General features: G+C 56.1%; 14 protein-coding genes. 3 read left to right on the forward strand and 11 right to left on the reverse strand.

The window, feature by feature from the left end; genetic code table 11:
• Positions 1-796: hypothetical protein (locus BLT55_RS33690; RefSeq protein ID WP_208601277.1), on the forward strand; the 796-nt coding region annotated here is incomplete at its 5' end.
• 334 nt (positions 797-1130) lie between these two features.
• Here the strand turns inward: BLT55_RS33690 and BLT55_RS00015 are convergent.
• The 7 genes from BLT55_RS00015 to BLT55_RS00040 form a co-directional block, all read right to left on the reverse strand.
• Positions 1131-1748 carry a recombinase family protein gene (locus tag BLT55_RS00015; protein WP_054998997.1) on the reverse strand — a complete coding sequence of 206 codons (618 nt, stop codon included), beginning with the start codon at positions 1746-1748 and terminating at the stop codon, positions 1131-1133.
• A gap of 224 nt (positions 1749-1972) precedes the next feature.
• Entirely contained in the window at positions 1973-2263 is a 291-nt protein-coding gene (locus BLT55_RS00020) for a hypothetical protein (protein WP_055001936.1), read from the reverse strand.
• A 110-nt stretch (positions 2264-2373) separates the two neighbouring features.
• Positions 2374-6222, reverse strand: coding sequence for a phage tail tape measure protein (locus BLT55_RS00025; RefSeq protein ID WP_223862828.1), 3849 nt, complete (start codon positions 6220-6222; stop codon positions 2374-2376).
• 278 nt (positions 6223-6500) lie between these two features.
• Entirely contained in the window at positions 6501-6668 is a 168-nt protein-coding gene (locus tag BLT55_RS33335; RefSeq protein WP_164989081.1) for a hypothetical protein, read from the reverse strand.
• A 482-nt stretch (positions 6669-7150) separates the two neighbouring features.
• Positions 7151-8128 (reverse strand): IS5 family transposase, encoded by a 978-nt coding sequence (locus BLT55_RS00030; protein ID WP_074799822.1) that lies wholly within the window; start codon positions 8126-8128, stop codon positions 7151-7153.
• 390 nt (positions 8129-8518) lie between these two features.
• The gene (locus BLT55_RS00035) at positions 8519-8974 is read right to left on the reverse strand and encodes a DUF2280 domain-containing protein (RefSeq protein WP_055001708.1); all 456 of its coding nucleotides are present in this window, start codon (positions 8972-8974) and stop codon (positions 8519-8521) included.
• Positions 8975-9535: 561 nt separating this feature from the next.
• Positions 9536-10156 carry a type VI secretion system-associated protein TagO gene (locus BLT55_RS00040; RefSeq protein WP_223862820.1) on the reverse strand — a complete coding sequence of 207 codons (621 nt, stop codon included), beginning with the start codon at positions 10154-10156 and terminating at the stop codon, positions 9536-9538.
• 842 nt (positions 10157-10998) lie between these two features.
• On the opposite strand from BLT55_RS00040, the gene BLT55_RS00045 reads away from it, so the two are divergent.
• The gene (locus tag BLT55_RS00045; RefSeq protein WP_055001710.1) at positions 10999-11496 is read left to right on the forward strand and encodes a toxin-antitoxin system HicB family antitoxin; all 498 of its coding nucleotides are present in this window, start codon (positions 10999-11001) and stop codon (positions 11494-11496) included.
• On the forward strand, positions 11493-11993 hold the full coding sequence (locus tag BLT55_RS00050) for a hypothetical protein (protein WP_055001711.1): 501 nt from the start codon (positions 11493-11495) through the stop codon (positions 11991-11993). The genes BLT55_RS00045 and BLT55_RS00050 overlap by 4 nt, the downstream gene beginning before the upstream one ends.
• A gap of 180 nt (positions 11994-12173) precedes the next feature.
• Here the strand turns inward: BLT55_RS00050 and BLT55_RS00055 are convergent, their stop codons facing one another.
• The 4 genes from BLT55_RS00055 to BLT55_RS00070 form a co-directional block, all read right to left on the reverse strand.
• Positions 12174-12776 (reverse strand): hypothetical protein, encoded by a 603-nt coding sequence (locus tag BLT55_RS00055; protein WP_055001712.1) that lies wholly within the window; start codon positions 12774-12776, stop codon positions 12174-12176.
• Positions 12773-13081: a hypothetical protein gene (locus BLT55_RS00060; RefSeq protein ID WP_005753062.1), complete on the reverse strand. Its 309-nt coding sequence runs from the start codon at positions 13079-13081 to the stop codon at positions 12773-12775. The genes BLT55_RS00055 and BLT55_RS00060 overlap by 4 nt, the downstream gene beginning before the upstream one ends.
• Positions 13082-13420: 339 nt before the next feature.
• On the reverse strand, positions 13421-15637 hold the full coding sequence (locus BLT55_RS00065; protein WP_055001713.1) for a DUF927 domain-containing protein: 2217 nt from the start codon (positions 15635-15637) through the stop codon (positions 13421-13423).
• Positions 15634-15918, reverse strand: a complete 285-nt coding sequence (locus BLT55_RS00070; protein ID WP_005753058.1) for a hypothetical protein — start codon at positions 15916-15918, stop codon at positions 15634-15636. Before BLT55_RS00070 ends, BLT55_RS00065 begins: the two co-directional genes overlap by 4 nt.
• Between the last annotated feature and the right edge of the window lie 35 nt (positions 15919-15953).

The following is a 15953-nucleotide window of genomic DNA, read 5'->3' on the forward strand; positions in this document are numbered from 1 at the left end:
TGTGTCCGCTGACGCTGCGTTGAAAGACCGAAGTGACAGTCGGGTTATGTTGATGGGATCGCTAGATTCGTTCACGGATGGCAGGGTAGCCGGCCACGGTTACCTCAAGCCAAAAAAACGAAATCTACCTGACCTCGTAGTTACAGAGCCTACTCTTCGCAGGGCGGCGATGATCCTTCAGAAAATAGCGAACCGTTTTCGCGACTATCAACATCGGGTTTCCGTCGCTTGTGTTCAGGTCGGGTACGCGCGCAAGGCTCTCGGTGAGGAAGAAGGCCGGCTAATACGCTCGGTATTTGAAACTAGCAATTGGGCACCCGCTCGGCCAACTCTGGTATTTATCGGTGAGCTAGCAATCGGCCTCACGATCTATGAGCAAACGGCCGACAAAGAGGTCGTCTATATCGACGGTAAGTACCTGCCTGTAAGCGAGGCTAGAAAGCTCAAGCCCGGACTATGGAGCGGAACCAGAGCTGCGCGCTACCGGGTGATTACTGACCGGGCTCCAACTAAACGACTCTGCCTCAGAGCATACAGCCCTTACGCTTTGGTCGATTGGACACAGACTTGGACGGAGCAAAATGCCAGCCTCTCGAAGCAGATCGATGAAATCATACATTCGTTGATTAGCAGCGCTACTTCCCTGGGCCCCAAACTTGCTGAGGCTCATCGAGAGGCAGATTTGGAGCGGAAACGTTGGGAGGAAGAGAGAAGAGTTGCTCGGCTGAAGAATCAGCGCTCACTAGTAATCAAAACTCGGAAAGATGCGTTACACGAGCTCCTAAGGAGACGCTGATTTATTCTAAAGCACAGCTGTTGCCCCCTGATAAATCAAGGCCTCCAGAGCGTTGCAGGGACGAAAAATCGAATAAATCAGCGGCTCCCTAAGCATCATCGAAAAGTGGAGCGCGGATAGTAAGGTTGAGGATTTTTTCGATGACATAATCAATCGTTCAACCGACCTGAGTGATGAGGCTCGATCTCAGCTCATTAATAAGGTTCAGGAAGCAAGAAACCTCATCGGTAGAGTGGACAGTGTCGATGCGCTCATGTCATGGGTATCTCCACCGCCGTTGCTGAGTGAATAACTGACGTCGGGCGTTATGCTAGGGAAGGGCGGTAAAGCCAATCTATGCTGTGATTGAGTCTTTGATTCTCATCACGGTTGTAGTTGAGCAGTCAGCGTGCCGGGCAGTGGCACGGATACCCAGCCCGGCCTTCAGCAACTCTTTCACGCGTTTGTGCAGATCGGCGTCGACCGGGCGGCCCTGATACTTGCCCTCGGCCTTCGCCTTCTCGATCCCCTGCGCCTGGCGTTCGCGTCGCTGCTCATAATCCTTGCGGGCAATTGCGGCCATCATCTCCACCAGCATCGAGTTGATTGCGCCCAGCATCCGTCCGGTGAACTCATCGCCTTTCGTGTCCTGCATCCCCTGGTGGCTGGTCGGCAGATCGAGTGCAACGATGCGCAACCCCTTGGAGTCAATCGCGGCTTTGAGCTTCTTCCAGTCATCCACCGGCAGGCGTGAGAGGCGGTCGATTGATTCCACCAGCAGCACATCACCCTTGCGCGCATCTTTGAGCAGGCGAAGCAGCTCCGGCCGGTCAGCAGCCGCTCCGCTGGCATTCTCCAGGTAGATGCTGGCGATTACCTTATTGTGGTCCGTAGCGAACTGCTCGAGCGATGCCCGTGCGCGGCCAGCGTCCTGCTCGTCGGTCGATGCTCTGAGGTATGCGCGGATGAACATGAAGTGCTTCCCGTATCAGTTTAGATGTCTCACTGATACTGTTGCACTTTGGGTGTAACATATCAAGCGAAAAGACCTAAGGAGACGCTGATTTATTCTAAAACCCAGCTGTTGCCCCCAGATAAATCAAGGCCTCCAGAGCGTTGCAGGGACGAAAAATCGAATAAATCAGCGCCTCCCTAATATGCGAAGATATGCTCGTATCAGCTCAGGCATACCTTTGTTTACACCGCGCTAAGCTTGCCCCGAGGTCCTAGCAAGGTGCCGAACGATTCGGTGTAGCTCTCTCGCATCTGTTTCGTGAAAATCTCGGTCAGCTCGACAACCTCTGGTCCGACCTCTTCGCCGCAGTGGATCACCGCGATAAATCGGCCCATGACGTCAGCGTTCAACTGCGCGCGCTCCCGCCATACATGGGGAGGCGTTTCGGCCTCCATGTTCTTGAAGATTACCGGTACCAGAGCCTGGCTTAGCGCTTCGATCAGTTCCGGCATATTGATATCGCTAATTTTCATCGCTTACCCCTGATAATTTGCATTGCCGGACGATTTCGCTGGAAGTCGCGCAGCATCATCTCGTAGGCACCCTTCATGCCCCGGCTTGCGCCATCGTCAGCCGCTTGCTTCTACTGCTGCGCCATGTTTCCGTCAGCGCCCCCCTGAAAGTAAAAGTTCTGTTCGATCGTTGGCATGCTTACCGACGCGGAAGAGCTGGACGCCTTGGATGTGGATGCAGTACTGCCGACATACCCGCCGTCGGCGTAGCCCTTCTTGTTGGCGTTCATGCGCTCCAGGAAATCACGCGCGCCGGGCTGGCTGACCACTTCTTTTTTCACGACAAACTCGCCGCCATGCACCACGCCTTTTTCTTCGTACTTGCCACCGATGCCAGTAAAGCCGCCATCCGAGAATTCGGTTTTGGAAATGGTCTGGCTTGATCCGGTCATGACACCCTGGCCGAGCGTGGATGCACCACCGGTCATGAATCCGAATGCAGTGCTCAGGAAGCCCGCGGCTGCCTGGCGCAACTGAATGCGGATGAGGTCGGAAACCACACCGTCGGCAAAGTCGCTGAATGACGCTTTGCCGGTCTTCACGAAGTTGATAACCGCGTCCTCCATGTTGCCGAAGGCACGGGTGAACAGTTGGTTTGTCTGTCCTGCGACGTTGCGCGACTGCTCCAGGTAGGTCTGCATTGCTGAACTCGCGCCCAGCGTCCAATCCTGCTCTGCCCGGTCGACGTCGGTGTAATACTGACGCTGCATCGCCAGTCGGCTTTGCAGTGCTGCGTTCAGTGCTGCGGTCTGCTTGGCGTACAGCTCCGGGGTGATCTTGTCTTCGTTGCGCTGCGCTGCGAGAGCATCCAGTTGCGACTGGTACTGCTCCTGAATGCCGAATTGCTCCTGCATCCTGGCGCGCTGCTGGTCGCCCATGACCAGCCCGGAAAGGCTGTTGTTCAGTCCGGTCCGGTCTTTGACGAGCTGGCTATTCAGATTCGCCTGAAAGGAAAACAGCTTTTGGGTTTCCTCGGTGGCCAGCTTGCGCAGTTCGTTTTCTTTCTCCAGCGCCGCGTTCTGCTTCTGCTGTGCGAGGTTCAGATCGGCCATAACCAGAACCTGCTTCTGCGCAGTAGTGAGCGTTTTCTTTTCCTTGAGCTGGGCGATCTCTGTTTCCAGTTCGACCAGCTTCTTCTGCTCGGCACCGATGGACCTGGTTGTGCCGTCCTGTATCAGCAACTCACGGCTTTGCTGCTGCAGGACCGCATAACGCTGCCTGGCGTCATCGAGTAGCTTCGTGCCGGCGTCCTCCTGGAAGGCCTTCGTCTTGCCGGCGTTCTTGTTGACCGTAGAGCTCCCTGTAAGAAGGGCGGCACCGGTCAGGGCCTGCTGTTTCGTCTGTGGCAGCAAAAGCAGGTTTGTGCCCTTGCTCAGAGTGAGCGCTTTGTCTATGACGCGCTGCATCTGGTTTATCTGCTTGTTGGCGCTGGCCTCGGCGGCCTTGGCTGCCTCTTCGTGACTCTTCTTGACCGCTGCAGTCGCGTCCTCTGCTGCCTGCTGCTGGGTGTACAAGGCGACAAGCTGGGCCTTAAGTGCGGCCTGCTGGACCTTGTCCGCCTCCTTGACCGCGCTTTCATACTTTCTCAGAAGGTCGGTTTGCTCGGCCACAATGCTGGATTGAGCGGCCTGCGCCTTGGTCAGCCCCATTTTCTGGGCCAGAAGGGCGGCTTCGGCCTTCGCGTTTGCACCGATCAGGTCGCGTGATTCAGTCAGTTTTGCAATGTACTTTTCCCACTCAGCGACTTGCGCCTTCGTCTGAGAGCCTGAACCGCTCTGACTTATCGTGAGATTCCCAGTGCTTTGCGATATTGCCTTCGTGGCTGCATCGACGGTGCCCAGCTTCGTGGCCAGGTCTGCGGCCGAGGCCGTATTCGTTTGTTGCGTCGCGGCCAGCTCGGCCAGCTTACGAATGAAGTCAGGGGTCGCGTTGCTGTTCGTCTGAATCCATTGCGTGACGCTGTCGAGGCTTCGCTTTCCTGATTCGACCTCGACAATCATGCTGCGGAACTGATCGGCAAACGGCCCGAGGGTGATGCCCCGTTCTACCTTGTAGGCGTAGTCGTCGAGGGCAGATGATGCCTTGTCCAACGCTGCTGCCTGCTGGTCGGCCCAGGTGATTTTTTGCAGGCGCTGCTGCTCAGCCGACAGGGCCTTGTATGCGCTTACCGTCTCGCTGACGGTGGCGTTATGGCTGATCAGTGACTTGGATGCATCGTCAGCTCGATCGCCGACGCTCAGGAATGAGTAGGCAACCGCGCCGGTCATGGCAATCAAGCCGACAGGCCCGGTCAGAAGCCCCAATAAGCCGCGTCCGGCAGCGCTCGCGACAAGCAGCGCCTTGCTGGCCGTCGTCACTGCCGCTGTGGCTGTCTCTGAGGCTCGTATGGCGGCATTGGCGGCCAAGGTGGTCTCAGCTACCCCCGCTGCTGCTGCAGACCTCACGACGTAGGCCTGCTGAATCTCGGCAGACGCAGCGGTCGTGGTGGCTGCCAACTGGATTTCGGCGGCCTGGATCTGCTTGATTATTTTGATTTCGTCGAGCCTCGCTACAGCCATTCTGTTGCGTGCTGCAGCTCGACCCTGTTCGGATATCTGGCTCGACAGCTTGGACACTTCAAGCTCGCGCTCGGCAACCAAAGCCGCTTGTACAGACCTCATATTGTTGAGTTCAGACTCCTGGCGCATCCTGTCTGCAGCCAGCTTTTGTTCTGCTGCTACCAGTTCGGCATTTGCCCGGGCGAGCGTGGCATTTGCGTCGGCCTGCTTTGACTGTGCACTCAGCACCGCCTGTTTCGCTGACTCCGCCTCAGCCTTGTTTGCAGTCAGCGTTGCAGCGGTAGCGCTGTAAAGCGCGGCGGCCTGCTGGATAGAAGCCTTGGTCGACAGTGCTAAATTGGCGATGGCCTGGCCCGTCGACAGAACCAGTCGACCGCCGATGATGTAGGCGAGCGTTTCCGCTGCATTCGACACCCGGGAAAGCATGAGGTAGGTGGCTGACGAGTCGCTGGTCAGCGCATCCATGGACTTGGAAGCGGCAACGAATGCAGATGATATGGTTGCGCTGACACCGCTGGCCTGGTCCATCTTGCCGACCAGCTGCGTGAACGAGTTGTCCAGCGCAGTGATGCTGTTGCCGATCGTCACGGCAGTCCTGGCGAAAAGCTGGTCGACGGCCTGCTGCTGAGCCTGGAGCGCCTTTACAACCGAGTCAGCCGTCAGAAGCCCAGCGGCACCGAGCGTGCGCAGCTCCCCGACGGTCTTACCCATGCCAGCCGCGATAGCCTGCGCCAATGCTGGGGCCTGCTCCATGACACTGTTCAGCTCTTCGCCTCGCAGTGTTCCGGATGCAAACGCCTGCCCGAGCTGCACCAACGCTGCGTTGGCCGACGATGCCGATGCGCCGGAGATGGCCAAGGTTTTGCTGATGGTACCGACGACGCCGGCAACACCTGCCCCGGTCAGTTTCAATTCTTTCTGGTTCGTCGCGATCCGCTGATACAGCTCGGCCGTGGCATTGAGCGGCTGATGGGAGCTTTGCGCGATATCGAACACAGCCTTTTGTGCCGTGGCCAGCTCACCAGCACCATCGGTCACCAGCTTCATGCGGTTCGTGAGGGTGCTGTAGGCCTCGGCTGCGTCGTAAAACGCTTTCGTGCTGACTGCCGCAACAAGCGGTCCAGCCAGGCCAGCGGCCGCCGATGACAGCGAGCGCACGCGCCTTTCGAGCGCTTGAACCTGGGCACCTGCTGACGCGGAATTGCGACCAGTGTCGCTCACTGCCTTGGAAGCTCCGGACAGTACCGGCCCGCTGCGCAGGCCTGCATCATTGAGGGCAATCAGGCCCCGGCGAAGATCGTCTACTTGCTGCTGTGCGCTCCGGCTGTCGACCTCAAGCGCTAAACGGGATGTAAGGGCCATCAGAAGCTCCTGAGCGCGACGTACAGTCCCGCTATGTGTTCTTGCGTAATTAAGCCGGCAGGCGCGTTGGCGACCAAGAAGTAGTCGAAAGATGGGTTGGTTTGCTGGATGTCAGTTTTGAGGTGTTTTAAAAGCATTGGCATAGGCCGTCATGAGCTCGGTGAGCGTCATCTCATGGGGTGGATGCCAACCGACAGCGTCCACTGATAGTTCGCCATGGCCTGATGAGCTAAGTCGTGATTTCATGCAGTGTTAACTGCTCCTGGTGCTCGTTTTGCTTAGGCGTGCACGCCAAGCACCGGCTTGTTTTCAGTCAACGCGATGAGCAAAGCACTCGCCTGAACGTTACCCTGGTCAGCTGCTGAACGAAGACGACTCCAGGCTGCTTTGACTTCTGCACGGGTTGGTTTGGCTTGTTGTCCACGCTGCTTACTGGTTGTTGACATGGATTGTTCCTCTGCTGGCTGGATGAAGCCTTACAGAGTCGACATTAGAGCTAATATGCGCATATAACCAGTATTTTTAGGGTGCACTTAGAGTGATACATAAAACGAGGCAGTAATAGACTAAAAGAACCCCAGAAAGCGGATGGGCGGTGAAATTTTGAAGGGCGTTTTTGTCGCAGTAAGTCGCCGATAGGCAAAGTGATACAGGGGTGAATTTTCGGCTCAGCGGTTCAGCCTCAGATTGAGGTTGGGCGAGGGCCGCCCTAATGGGAGAGAGTTGTTCCGCGCCACGAAACGACAGTACGTGAAATTGTGGCGCGAGATTCTATGAGCTTAGGGAGACGCTGAACAATTAACCCGTTCGCACCGTCCCCATTTCCAAGCCGGTTTTTTTCAACCTGCCGGCCTTATTTTACGTTTCTCGAGCAGATTTCTGCCCTCATTTTGCTGAAAGGCGGGCCAGTCCCGCCTTTCAGACGGATTTATCCTGCCGTCTGTTGTAAATACCGCTTGGCCAGCATCAGATTGGCCAACCCAAACAAACTGAACAACTGCGCTGTATTCTTTTCCAGCCCACGGTAGCGAACCTTGCGATGATTGAAGCGCACCTTGATTACCTGGAAGGGGTGCTCGACCTTGGCACGCAGTTGCGCCTTGGCATATTCAATTTTGCGCTTGACCCGATACAGCACGCTGCCTTCGCCGTGCTGCTTGTAACTGCTTGGCCGTTCTGCAATCGACCAGATAACGTCCCGTTCAGCATGCTCCGGTCGCTTGGCCGCACCGGTGTATCCAGCGTCACCCGAAACATAGGTTTCGTCACCGTGAAGCAACTGGCCAACCTGGGTGACATCCGCCACGTTAGCGGCCGTCCCTACTACGCTGTGCACCAGCCCCGACGTGGCGTCTACACCAATGTGGGCCTTCATCCCAAAGTGCCATTGATTGCCTTTCCTGGCCTGATGCATCTCAGGATCACGCTTGCCTTCTCGGTTCTTGACCGAGGGCGGCGCGGCGATCAGAGTAGCGTCGACGATAGTGCCTTCCTTGAGCAGCAGCCCCCGGCTGGCCAGATGCTGGTTAATCGTTTCAAACAGCAGCCGGGTTAGCTGATGGACTTCCAGCAAGCGGCGAAAACGCAGCAAGGTGGTGGCATCCGGTGCAGACTCGCGACCCAGGTCGATACTCATAAAACCGCGGATGGCCTGGCTGTCGTAGACGGCATCTTCGCAACCTTCATCGGAGAAACCGAAACACTGCTGCACGACGTACATGCGCAACATGCGCGACACCCCTATCGCAGGGCGTCCGCGCTTGCCTGCGGTGTTGCTATAAAACGGCGCCACTTGCGCCTCCAGCAGGGCCCAGGGCACCAACTGTTCAAGGTCAGCCAGGAAGCGATCTCGGCGAGTCTGCTTTTTCTTGCCGGTATATTCGAGTTCGGAGAAGGTCTTCTGCACGCGCGTAACGCTCACGGAGAGGGAGGCTGTTGAAGGAACTTAGTGTGCCAAGGGTGGGGACAGTTGGCTATTTTTGCAGCGCCTCCTTAGCGGCTTGGTGGTTACCACCTTGGTTACCTCCGTGGTAGCCATTACGCCAAACGTTGACAATTGTTGACATATCGCTCGATCTCATAGCATGCCAAAGCTACGTTAGGCCTCATTCATGGGGTGTTTCGCGAATGAATGGTCATTCAACCATTGGAAACAGCTGCAAAAGCGTGGATACCAAGCTGGATACCAGTGCGAGCTGCTTATGTGAATCTGGCCGCGAGCTTCGCATCGACCTCTTGAATGTCAGGTTTTGTCAGGTTCCGCGCGCGGGAAATCGATCTTGACGGACGGTGCTGATCAGGCCTTGGGCTTAGCTGGGTCAACCTGGTGCGACGGAGATATTTGAGTGGCCGGCTCTCGGCTAGATCCTGCGCCAACGTTGCTGCGCACGGTGTGCATGTCGCCACATTCCTTGGCGGCCTGCTCCAGCAACTTCGCTGCTTGAGCAAGATGCCCACGCTCCTCAGCATTCTCCACCATTCGCCCGAGCGCACGCAGGCGATAGGCCCGATTCGCTACTGGAACCTCTGCAATAGCTTCGCGAAAGTTAGCCCGGGTGTCTTCAAATAATGTCACCCAGCGCTTAGCCAGCCCCTTGCTAGAGCGCTTGGTCGGGTCGTTAATCTCGACCTGCTGGCGGGACACAGTCACCCCGAAATTAGTCTTTACGGCCTCAGCGACCTGCGAGGGCGAATCGAAACAAGCCAGCGCCTGGACGATAAAGGTTTTGATTTCGGGAGTCAGCGCGGCCATAGGGTCGATTCTGTCTAGGTTCTGTCAAGAATTGACCGCATGGTCTCGCAGATCATTAGGGAGACGCTGATTTATTCTAAAACCCAGCTGTTGCCCCCAGATAAATCAAGGCCTCCAGAGCGTTGCAGGGACGAAAAATCGAATAAATCAGCGCCTCCTTAGCCCCGCGCCATGCCCGTCTGTCAAGGTTATCGGATCAGCGCATGTAGAACGGCCCAATGCCGCCAAATAGACTTAAGGAGACGCTGATTTATTCTAAAACCCAGCTGTTGCCCCCAGATAAATCAAGGCCTCCAGAGCGTTGCAGGGACGAAAAATCGAATAAATCAGCGCCTCCTTAAGGAATCGTAGCGGAGTGACAGTGAAGCGCTTGATTTCACAATGGCTGGTATATACACGGCAAAACTGAATTCTATACGCGATATCGTGCGGCTTGTGTCTGAGGGGAAGGAGCAGATGCGGGTGCGGGAAGCCGCGCCCGAGCAGAAGGTCAAGAGAAGAGGTCGGTGCTGGTAGCACACGAGCCCGCTCAGTGGCAGGCTCTGACGAGGCAGATTGAAATTACCAACTGCATCCTTTTCTGATATCTGCAAACGCCGCTTCTGCGCCTGAGATGTCAAAGATCGCCGTGACCGGGCTTTCGCTATATGGGGTTACGTTAACGATAAACTTGTCTGACTCCATCATTTCCTTCATAGCCTTGATCGGAGAGCCCGGATAGAAGGTCGAAGTGTTGTCAGTGGATATCTGCCAGGACCTGGTAATGGCCTTGCTTTTGCCTATGCGATAGGTAACGTCTGTGTCGTCAGTACCGATGAATGAAGACCAGTTAACGAAAAGCTCAGTTTTACCGTCGGCACAGCGTGCAAGCATGACCACGCTTTCTACCGACCTGCCCGTGCCGCCTTCAGACCCTAAAGCCGCCGTGTAAACAGGCTTGTCGTTCAAATGGTCGGTCTTGGTGGCGGTGTACCACTTCCCCGAGCCCTCGGTTTTAGTTGGCGTTGTCTTCTCCGCGAGCCCTGCGTCATCGGCAATCTTGTCGAAGCATGCCAGTCGCTGAACGTCGCCTTTTATTGCTGAGCATGCCGCGATTGATGTATCGCTAATCGCCGCGAGCCCTGGCGTAGATGCCGTCATGGCCGAGAGGCAAATCAATCCAGTTATCGCCAAATTACGCACAGTACAACCCTCCATAGATGAAGGGTGATTCTACCTTGCCATCAATTCGTCGCGCACGCCCCTCTTCAAATCTCAGACTCAACGAGCCCGTTAGCAGATTTGATGCAGATCGGTGGTGTGTTGCATGGTCGGCCCCTGGGTTTGTGATGGCCTATGTATATGTGACCGGACTGCCCTGAAAACCTGCATTGCAGTTCATTCGAGGGGAGCGCTTCCGGCCCTCATATGCAAAAGCCAGCTAAGCATCCGTCGGCGCGTGCAGTGGATTTGTAATCAATCATTTGGTTAAGGCCTGTTATCAAGAAGCAAAAATGACATGGGCACACCAGCAAACTTTGAATCGACTGCGACATATCACCACACCCGTGGTTCAGGTACTCACTGCCCAAGCACAACGTCAGGTCGAGGGCGATTTCGCAAGCATGCGATTTCTCAAGCTTTTTTATTTGGGAGATGCTGACGTATGATGTGCTATCACTGAGGCGTACCCTTTATCGCCCACGAACCGAGATGGAATTCGATGAAATTTTCGGAACTGACACTACCGGCGGTGTCATATGTGTTGTAAGGTTGGCCCTGTCATCGCAGACCTGCGTTCCCGGAAGGCAAGCGTTAGGTGCGGTGAAATGAGAACCATTCTCGAGGGGTTTGGTTTCGTGATCAAGGAAGGAAAGACGCCTGGACATAAGGTGTTTTTTTCACCAAGGTCTGAAGGAATTTACGTCCGCAAGCTACAATTGTGGGCATGGAAAGGATTCGATCATCAAGGCCCCCTATGTGGTCAAGGTGATAAGGGTTTTGAGTGATTTTCAGGACCTTCTCGAAAAATTGGAGAGAAATAAATGATTGATGCAAGCAGCTACTCCATCGAAATTCGCAAAGGGAATTTTGAAGGCGAAGAGTGCTTTCAGGCGCGCGTTAAAGAAATTCCTTATTTGGAAGAGTATGCCGATACCCATGAGGAGGCATATGCGCTGGTTATTGATAGTATCGAGCAGACAGCTTTGGAAATGGAAGCGTCGGGCAAAGTAATGCCACCGCCGATTTGTGCCATTGAAGATTATAGCGGCAGGATGACATTGCGTCTTCCAAAGACATTGCATCGCTACCTTACTCATGTCGCTGAAGGCGAAGATGTTAGTTTAAATGCACTAGTGGTTTCTGTGTTGTCCGATTTTCACGGTTTTGACGTCGGTCAAGATTCGGGTAGTAGAGGTTACTATCAAAGTGTCGCAATGAGTTACGCGGTATCGAATGCGCATGTTGAGCGTAAGATTGTGCGACAGTCTTCCCTGCGAGTTGTGGGCGGTAAGAGCTATTCCCCGGCAGAAGCAGCATGAGTAACCACGCGTTTACCAAGGCAATCGCCTCGTTGAAGTTGATTGATGTCTTTATAAAAGACTCTTCTTCTAGCCTTGGTAGTGATTTCGATCCGAAGTTTGATGCTCGTAGTGATCGCTTGAGTTTTCAGACTAAAAATTTTATAACCGCTTCTGCTGTCATAGAGGCGGAGTCGGATAATGGTCCGCTTAAAATGTTTCGAGTTACGTCTGAGCTGGGTGTCAGAATAATTTGCAAGGATGATGCAGCTAAAAAAGATGAGGATATTGAGGTTCTGGCGATTGTAGAAGCTACGATGGAAGCTGATTACGATATCGTAGACTCTACCATTACTGAGGATGAAGAGGCTTTGGATGCATTTGCTCTTAAAAATGTTCCTTATCATGTATGGCCCTATTGGCGTGAATATGTCACATCTCAGCTTCAACGTATGAATATGCCAAAACTGGTGCTTCCAATGCGAATTAGAGCTACGAATGACGAACAACCCTGCTGATGCAGGGTTTTTTTTATTTCTGGTCATCGCCGGGTCAGCCATTCGTTGAGGTCGACACAAGCGGGCGCTCTGCCACGCGCCACGAAATTACACTAGCCCAAATCGTGGCGCGCATGAACGAATCGGTTAGCCGTCCCTCACTGGCGTTCATTCAAGAGCGTTAAGCCCATCGGCATTGAGTCAATGCAGCGTGAGGTGAGGGGATGGTCTTGGCGCGAGCGGTGCGCCAGGCTCGAATAGATCGGGTAGTTGGTCCTCTGGGCATTCCCGAATGAACTGGATCATTGCAGCGTGACAGGCGCGGTAGATCGGCCCGCCAGCGCCCCAATCGTCGCCGTAGCCTGATGAGCTGTCTTCCATTTGTGACAGGTACGCTATGCCTTGCAGGCTTGTGTCGCCATCCTCGGCAGCCTTATGCCGATGGACGGGATTCACGTTCAACAGATCGCACATCCGCTCAAACCCCAGCGCCTCGGCCAAGCCCTCGCGGTCGAAAATAAAAGACTTTCCAAACCCTGACAGGATGGCTCGCGCTCCGGTGCGTTCTACTTCACGGTGCGCAAGAGCTTGCCGCTCGATGTCCGCAATAGCCTGTTTGGCGAATGGCAGGAACGGTTTGAGTTTGTTCGCCTCGCAACGAAAGGCCCGCCGCTCAGCAGTAATGGAATCAAGCCTTTCAGACACGATACGACAGATCCATCGAGTGGTGATGAGCTGGGTGCTGGCGCTGATACCTGGCTTTAGGGCGATGCTGCAAAGCCTCATGAGAACGCTAGATGTCATTGGGGTATCTCCATGGGCGTTTGGTCGTAAGTGATGCGCAGATCGGCACCAGCAGGGCAGTGGCGTCCGGTAGGCATGCTGCAGTTGCGGCAGGTCATGACGTGGTTGACGTACTGGTCTCGGGCACGCCGCCATTCAGGCGAAGCTTTGGCGGCGTGCGTGTAGGTGCGCGCCGATGTTGTTTGGCGGCTATCGCGCTCGATCAGCGTGAGCAGTGGTCGATCCACTGGGCTTTTCGTCGGGTTTGGTCGTGATGCGGCGGCCGGGGGCGGCAGGCCATCCAGCAGACCGGAAAGGAGGCTCATTGCCGGATCTCCCCGGTTTGGCTATGACTCCCATATGTGCCTTTGAAAAAAAATCGGGGGAACGGGGGAAGAGTGGGAACAGCCAATGTTTCCGGGGCTTTCAGAGGGGGTACATGTTCCCCACCCAAAAAACGGGGGACCAGTGATAACCGGATGCGGGGAATGGCTGGTTCTCTTATATTCAAAAACATGTTTGTGTTCCCCCTGTTCCCCATACATTCAATAAGGGGGAACGGCTCAAAGCCCTATAGATACTGGCTGTTCCCCCGTTCCCCCTGTTCCCCAAGAAAATAGGTTCCTGTGAACTCTGGCATTTGCATGCGGTGATAAAGGTGTTGTTCATGCGCTACCACCTTCACCGTCCATGACCTCTGGATCGATCACGTACAGGCGGGCCGAACCTCCACCTGGGATGCGGTATTTCTTCGTCTTGCGGCTTTCACGATCGGTGTCACGTCTGGCAAGCATCCCACCGGCCTCCAGCGCCTTTATCACGCGGCTCAAGCCATGTCCGTGGGCCGCTTCGACAATGGCTGACTTGTTGAACAGGTACAGGCGTTTCCCCACGGACAACTCCCAGTAGCCGGCACGGTTGAACACCTTGGTGTCGGGTACTTGGTCGTTCACGTCCGAGAAGCGGCTTGTGCCGTGCTTATCGATGAAGTCCAGAATGCCAGCCAGGATCTGCCGGTCCTCGGCATTGCCGCTGCCCACCTGATTGAGCCATTCGCCGTATAGCAATTGGCAGTCGGCCAGAGCACTACCGGGCGTCCAAGGGAGCAGGCCATAGGCAATGGCCATCTCGCCTGCCAGAGCAATCACCGCAAAGCGATCTGCTACGCGCCCGGCCTGAGCGTTGTCCTCGATGAATTGCGCTCTGGTTCTGGCGAGGTCTTCCAGCAGGCCGGGCCGATCATCACTGGCGAGAAGATGCTCCACGAATGCGGGGCCTATGTGGCCGTGGTGCGCGCTCACGGCCACGGTGAGTAAGCGGTGGAAGTCGGCGCCCTCCAAGCCATGCAGTTCGTCGAAGGCGCGGTGAGTTCGCGTACCGGCGTTCACGTCGACCATGCGCAGCTCAGCACCAGCGTGCGCCGCATTGCCGCTGATGGCAGCGTGCTCGGACAGAGAGCGCTCGCCACTCGAAAGCGCCAATAGTCGCCAGCTCAGTTTGCCGCGGGCCTCGCGGTCACGGGTCATCGTGCCTTTCCCCTGACCGTTGGCCAACGAGTAGGCCATTTCCTGTACGCGCTTGGGATCTGCGCGCTTGATCTCGTCCAGCGGCAGCATGGTGTCGTTACGGCTGGAGGCCTCGATCTCCAGACCGCCCTTGGTCATGTCCCAACTGGCCGCGAATATCCCGGGGTCGCCCCACACCGAGGAGCCAATCAGCTGCGCCAGCGACTTGCCGCTCGAGCTGTCGCCAACCAGGTGAACACCGCCGCCCAGCACGCCTACCAGGCTGAGCAGGGGGCCAGCCAGTGCGCAGCCGATCGCCAGTGTCAGTACCGGATTACCTTCGCACTTGGCAGCCACCTCGGATTTCCAGCCGTCCAGCTCGCCACGCCGACTGAACAGCACCTGGGCCTTGTTGCTGGCCTGATACCGCACCTTGGCACTCCCCAGCGTTCGTCCGGGCAGTACAAACGCGCCTGACTCATGCCAGCCCGGGCGGCTGGTGGTGGCGAACATCTCATCCGGGCGCTGGTCGAGCAGGTACTCCATGAATGTTCCGCGTTTCTTGAGCGCGATGATGACGCCCATGCCGAACAGCGCACGCCTGGCATCCTCGCCGCTGCCGCCGAACACTTCCATAGCGATGATCCATTCCTTGATACCGCCCTCGGTGGCCAAGCGGAGCAGACGGCCCTCGCTGCCGTCGTCACTGTTGGTCGTGCGGGCAACCACTGTCACCGGTGTAGAAATCCACTCGTCGGTGATAGGGCGGTCACTGGCATCATCTTCGTTCTCTTCCTCGTCGGCACCGCCGCGCTTGAAGCCGTGCCAGTAAACGCCCGGGCGCAGACGCCGGCCTTTCTCGTTGATCACCCACTGCTCATGGACTGCCCAGCACGGTCGGTCTGGTGTGATGCGCTGACTACGCTCCACCTCAAACCCGGCCAGCTCGTCGCAGATCTCGCGCTCGCGCCTTACCGCCTCTTGCAACTGCTCGGAGTCAATCTCGCTCAGGCCTTCACCGCGCTCAAGTTGCACTGCTGCGATTTGCTGAATGATCCGAGAATGCTCCCGCCCACTCTCCAGCGCCTTACGCCGGTATTCGGAGCGATCTGCAGCGGTCAGGCGTCCCGGGAACAAGTCCTTGAACTCCAGGCCTATTGAGACGAGAACATCCTCGGATGAGCAGCCGGCAAAGCAGTGGATCAATGCCCGGCCATCGTCGGTGCTGGACACGCTCAAGGAGGGGGATTTATCCAGGTGCGCCGGACATTTCGCCATGTGACGGTTCTTGCCGGACGGCTTTACACCATCCAGCCGTTGAAGAATCCGGCTGGCCGGGTCATCGCCCACTACGGACAGTTTTGGCTTGGATTTCATTGCAGTTGCTCCCGCGCCGGTACTGCTGCAAAAGCCTGCATGACCTGACCGTTATTGATCGCGTGCCAGTAGGTGAACTCGTCAATCGCTCCAACCTGACGAGCCTCTACGGTGGCGTCAGGGCTACGCATCACAACTCGCCCGCACTCGGCGTCCTCCGCAGTCAGGAAAGGCCCCAGCAGTGGCTTCGGCGCTTTCGCATGAACTACATAAAACAGCTCGTTGGCTTTTTTCAGGCAAGCCGATCCCGTCGATGCAAGTGCATCGTTTTGAAAATTCATGCTGTTAAACCTCTATCGGGCTGACGCTTTGCAGT

The sequence above is a fragment of the Pseudomonas cannabina genome (assembly GCF_900100365.1).
GTDB lineage: Bacteria > Pseudomonadota > Gammaproteobacteria > Pseudomonadales > Pseudomonadaceae > Aquipseudomonas > Aquipseudomonas cannabina.

What these genes read in the sequence shown, in the direction of transcription:
- BLT55_RS00055 (WP_055001712.1), bottom strand. Translation starts at nt 12,776, where the DNA reads ATGACATCTAGCGTTCTCATGAGGCTTTGCAGCATCGCCCTAAAGCCA.
- BLT55_RS00060 (WP_005753062.1), bottom strand. Translation starts at nt 13,081, where the DNA reads ATGAGCCTCCTTTCCGGTCTGCTGGATGGCCTGCCGCCCCCGGCCGCC.
- BLT55_RS00045 (WP_055001710.1), top strand. Translation starts at nt 10,999, where the DNA reads ATGATTGATGCAAGCAGCTACTCCATCGAAATTCGCAAAGGGAATTTT.
- BLT55_RS33335 (WP_164989081.1), bottom strand. Translation starts at nt 6,668, where the DNA reads ATGTCAACAACCAGTAAGCAGCGTGGACAACAAGCCAAACCAACCCGT.
- BLT55_RS00070 (WP_005753058.1), bottom strand. Translation starts at nt 15,918, where the DNA reads ATGAATTTTCAAAACGATGCACTTGCATCGACGGGATCGGCTTGCCTG.
- BLT55_RS00035 (WP_055001708.1), bottom strand. Translation starts at nt 8,974, where the DNA reads ATGGCCGCGCTGACTCCCGAAATCAAAACCTTTATCGTCCAGGCGCTG.
- BLT55_RS00050 (WP_055001711.1), top strand. Translation starts at nt 11,493, where the DNA reads ATGAGTAACCACGCGTTTACCAAGGCAATCGCCTCGTTGAAGTTGATT.
- BLT55_RS00065 (WP_055001713.1), bottom strand. Translation starts at nt 15,637, where the DNA reads ATGAAATCCAAGCCAAAACTGTCCGTAGTGGGCGATGACCCGGCCAGC.
- BLT55_RS00015 (WP_054998997.1), bottom strand. Translation starts at nt 1,748, where the DNA reads ATGTTCATCCGCGCATACCTCAGAGCATCGACCGACGAGCAGGACGCT.
- BLT55_RS00025 (WP_223862828.1), bottom strand. Translation starts at nt 6,222, where the DNA reads ATGGCCCTTACATCCCGTTTAGCGCTTGAGGTCGACAGCCGGAGCGCA.
- BLT55_RS00020 (WP_055001936.1), bottom strand. Translation starts at nt 2,263, where the DNA reads ATGAAAATTAGCGATATCAATATGCCGGAACTGATCGAAGCGCTAAGC.